Source organism: Longimicrobiaceae bacterium (genome assembly GCA_035936415.1).
Lineage (GTDB): Bacteria > Gemmatimonadota > Gemmatimonadetes > Longimicrobiales > Longimicrobiaceae > JAFAYN01.
The window spans coordinates 1-3,449 of record DASYWD010000009.1 but is presented as its reverse complement, the minus strand read 5'-3'; the positions used below and the strand labels follow the sequence as shown (position 1 = coordinate 3,449).

Genomic DNA, 3,449 nt, shown 5'->3' with positions numbered 1-3,449 from the left:
GCCCCGGACGCCGCCGCTCCCGCGGCCGCCCCCGCGACGCCGGCCACAGCGGGGGCGATGCTGGACCCGGACCCTGCCACGCGCGAGGAGCTGCTGGCCCTGCCGGGCGTGGACGCGGAGCTTGCCGACGCCATCGTCCAGGGGCGCCCGTACGCGGACATGCGGGAGGTGGACCGCGTCCTCGCCGCGCGCCTCGGCGAGGCGCAGCGGGACAGCGTGTACACCCGCCTCTGGAAGCCGCTGGACCTGAACACGGCCAGCGGCGAGGAGATCCTGCTGATCCCGGGGGTGGGGAACCGGATGCGGCACGAGTTCGAGGAGTACCGCCCCTACCGGAGCATCGAGCAGTTCCGCCGCGAGATCGGCAAGTACGTGGACGACGCCGAGGTGGCGCGGCTGGAGCGGTACGTGGCGATCCGCGGGTGAGCGTCCGCCGTGGAACCCGCCCGCCGCCGTGTGGTAGGACGTGAGTCGGCCCGGAGACATGACGCCCCCGGCGCGCATCGCCGCGGCGGGCGGCGGCGTTCCGCTCTCCCTTGCCCTGATGGAAGGATGACGCGAAGAGCCCTTTTCGGCGTGGCCGCGGCGCTGGCCCTCGCGGCCGCTCCCGCGCGGGCGGAAGTCCCGGTCACCCTGCGGGGGTCCCCGGAGTCCATGGCCCGCCAGCACCGGGTGGCCGTGCGGCAGGGGTACCGGTTCGTGCGGACGCCGGCTGAGCTGCGGCGGATGGAGAAGGCCGGGGAGCTGGTGCGGCTCCACGGGAACCGGGACTACGCGCTCCGCCGGGACGTGTCCGCGGTGGTGCGGGCGGAGACCCGGGTCTTCGTGGAGCGGCTGGCCGCCGGGTACCGCGCCGCGTGCGGTGAGCGGCTGGTGGTCACCAGCACGACCCGCCCGATGGACCGGCAGCCGCCGAACGCCCACCCCCTGTCGGTGCACCCGGCCGGGATCGCCGTGGACCTGCGGGTGAGCGGCAACGCCCGCTGCCGCCGCTGGCTGGAGGGGAGGCTGCTCACCATGGAGCGCGACGGCATCCTGGACATCACCCGCGAAGAGCGCCCGCCGCACTACCACGTCGCGCTCTTCCCGGAGCCGTACCGCGCCTACCTGGAGCGGACCGCGGGGATCGAGGCCGCGGTGGAGGCCGGCGCCGAGCTCCCCGAGCTCCCCCTTCCGCACGAGCAGCCGGTGGGCGAGGTCCCGCTCGCGCTGATCGGCGCGACGGCCGCGGGCCCGCGCGCCGGGAAGCGGCGCCGCGGACGCCGGTAGGCTCCTGCCGCGCTCCGCCTTCCGTCGTGTCGGCGCGGCGGTCACTTGACGCCTGAAATGGCCCGGCTTCGGGATCTCACCAGCGAATGCAGACGCGCATAGACCCTTCGAGGTGGCTCGTAACCCCGCGCCCGCGGCCGGACGCCGCGGTGCGGCTCCTGTGCCTCCCCTATGCCGGGGGCGCCGCCTCCGCGTACCGCGCCTGGCCGGACGCCTTCGGCGCCGAGGTGGAGGTCTGCGCGCTCCAGCCCCCCGGGCGCGAGATGCGGCTCCGCGAGCGCCCCTTCGACCGGGTGGAGCCGCTGGTGGCCGCCGCCGTGGACGCGCTGGAGGCGGAGCTCGACCGTCCGTACGCGGTGTTCGGGCACAGCATGGGCGCGCTGGTCGGCTTCGAGCTGATCCGCGAGCTGCGCCGCCGCGGCCGGCCGCTCCCGCTGGCCTTCGCCGCCTCCGGGCGGAACGCCCCGCACCTCCCGCCGCGCGACCGCCTGATGCACACCCTGCCCGACGACGAGTTCATCGCGAAGCTCCGGCGCTTCGAGGGGACCCCGGAGGAGGTGCTCGACAACCGGGAGCTGATGGAGCTCTTCCTCCCCCTCCTGCGCGCCGACTTCGCCGTCAACGAGGCGTACGCCCCGCGCGACGAGCCCCCGCTCGGCCTCCCGCTCCTGGCGATGGGGGGGGTCGCCGACGAGGAGGTGAGCGAGGAGGGGCTGGAGGCGTGGGGACGGTACACCACCGGCCCGTTCTCCGTCCGGTTCTTCCCCGGCGGGCACTTCTTCCTCAACACCCTGCCGGGCCCCGTCACCCGGGCGGTCCGGGAGATGGTCCGCGGGGCGGCCGGGCTCCCCGGCTAGCTTCCCCGGAGCGGGAGCCCGGCCACGCGGCGGCACGGCGCAGGAGCGTCACGGGCAGCCGGGCGTGAGGGGGGGGAAGCGGCTGCCCCGTCAGCAGCTGACGATCCGCGGCTTGAGCGGCCGTCCGGATGCCACGAACCAGTTGGTGTACACCCGGACCTCGACTCCCGTCCGACTGGTGCCGATTCCCCCCTGGTACGTTTCGATCGTGTGGATTTCCTGGGGCGTGTACGCCGTGAGCGCGTCGGTGTTGGCCCTCTCCTCGTCGATGCAGATCATCACCGGGACCACGCGCCCGCGGTTGATGACGCACAGGTTGCCTGCCGCGCTCAGGCCGCCCACCGACCCCGTTCCCGCCATCCCGGGGCACACGGTCCGGGCGGCGAGCGCACGCGTCGACACCAGCTCGAGCGCCGTGGGACCGGTGCTGGAGAGGATCTCGTCCCGGCTGACCACCTTCACGCTGGCGCTCGACTTCCGGCGGCGGGTCTCGAGACGGCTCTCCGTCGCACGGACCTCCTCCAGGGCGAGGGGGCTGGGCAGGAGGCCGATGACGAGGTCGGCCCCATCCTGCACGGCCGTGCTCTCTTCCCAGCGAGCGTAGCCGAGGCGGCGGATCTCCCAGCGCTGCTCTCCGGCGGGGACGCCGCGGAGCGTGAAGCGCCCGGCCGAGTCGGTCACCGCGCGCAGCCTGTGGTCCGGAAGCGCCACGATCGCCCCGTAGAGGGGCTCGCTGGTGCCCACGTCGCGCACCTGGCCGGTGACGGTGGCGCCCCGCGCGTCCTGCGCCGCGGAGCGGGTGGCGCCGACGTGCAGGGCGAGCGGGAGAAGGACGGGGAGCAGCAGGAGGGTGGCGGCGAATCGCGGAATCGGGCCCATGGGTCCTCGCGGCTGGGTGGAGGAAGCATGCGGGTGGCAGGGTCTCCGCATGCACCGCAGGTGCCGCGTTCGGGGCAAAACGCATCTGTCTGTGCCGCTTCGGGATCGGCGTCTCGCACCTCGCTCGCGCGAGCGGAAGCGTCCACGGGGGAGGACGGCGCGCGTCCGTGTCGGCGGACGCGCGAGCCCGGCTCCACTCGGCTTCCGTCAGAACGGAGCGCCGCCCTCGCCCTCCTGTGCCGGCCCGGGCCGCTCACCCTCCTCCGGAGGCGGGGCGGCAGGCGCCCGCTGCGAGCGGCGCCAGGACAGGTTGTATCCCAGCGCCGCCCCCGCCGGCGGGCCGAGCAGGTACGTGATCCCCGAGGTGACCCCCGCGCCCGCGCCCCCCGCCAGCCACCCCAGCGCCGCGCCCCCCAGCGTCGCTGCGGCCGAGCCGCCCGGAGC

5 protein-coding genes are annotated in these 3,449 nt (G+C 75.3%); 3 read left to right on the top strand and 2 right to left on the bottom strand.

The genetic code is table 11. The features are described from left to right. The 3 genes from VGR37_00250 to VGR37_00240 all read left to right on the top strand — a co-directional run. The coding region (locus tag VGR37_00250; protein HEV2145824.1) for a hypothetical protein at positions 1 to 426 on the top strand (426 nt) is incomplete at its 5' end. Between the two features lie 126 nt (positions 427 to 552). Beyond that, a complete protein-coding gene (locus tag VGR37_00245; protein HEV2145823.1) occupies positions 553 to 1,269 on the top strand; it encodes a DUF5715 family protein in 717 nt (238 codons plus the stop codon). An 86-nt stretch (positions 1,270 to 1,355) separates the two neighbouring features. Then, the gene (locus VGR37_00240) at positions 1,356 to 2,126 is read left to right on the top strand and encodes an alpha/beta fold hydrolase (protein ID HEV2145822.1); all 771 of its coding nucleotides are present in this window, start codon (positions 1,356 to 1,358) and stop codon (positions 2,124 to 2,126) included. A 90-nt stretch (positions 2,127 to 2,216) separates the two neighbouring features. On the opposite strand, the gene VGR37_00235 is transcribed toward VGR37_00240, so the two are convergent. Together VGR37_00235 and VGR37_00230 are read right to left on the bottom strand one after the other, a co-directional pair. After that, a complete protein-coding gene (locus VGR37_00235) occupies positions 2,217 to 3,005 on the bottom strand; it encodes a carboxypeptidase regulatory-like domain-containing protein (protein HEV2145821.1) in 789 nt (262 codons plus the stop codon). A gap of 207 nt (positions 3,006 to 3,212) precedes the next feature. Beyond that, positions 3,213 to 3,449: hypothetical protein (locus VGR37_00230; GenBank protein ID HEV2145820.1), on the bottom strand; the 237-nt coding region annotated here is incomplete at its 5' end.

What these genes read in the sequence shown, in the direction of transcription:
- VGR37_00240 (HEV2145822.1), top strand. Translation starts at nt 1,356, where the DNA reads ATGCAGACGCGCATAGACCCTTCGAGGTGGCTCGTAACCCCGCGCCCG.
- VGR37_00245 (HEV2145823.1), top strand. Translation starts at nt 553, where the DNA reads ATGACGCGAAGAGCCCTTTTCGGCGTGGCCGCGGCGCTGGCCCTCGCG.
- VGR37_00235 (HEV2145821.1), bottom strand. Translation starts at nt 3,005, where the DNA reads ATGGGCCCGATTCCGCGATTCGCCGCCACCCTCCTGCTGCTCCCCGTC.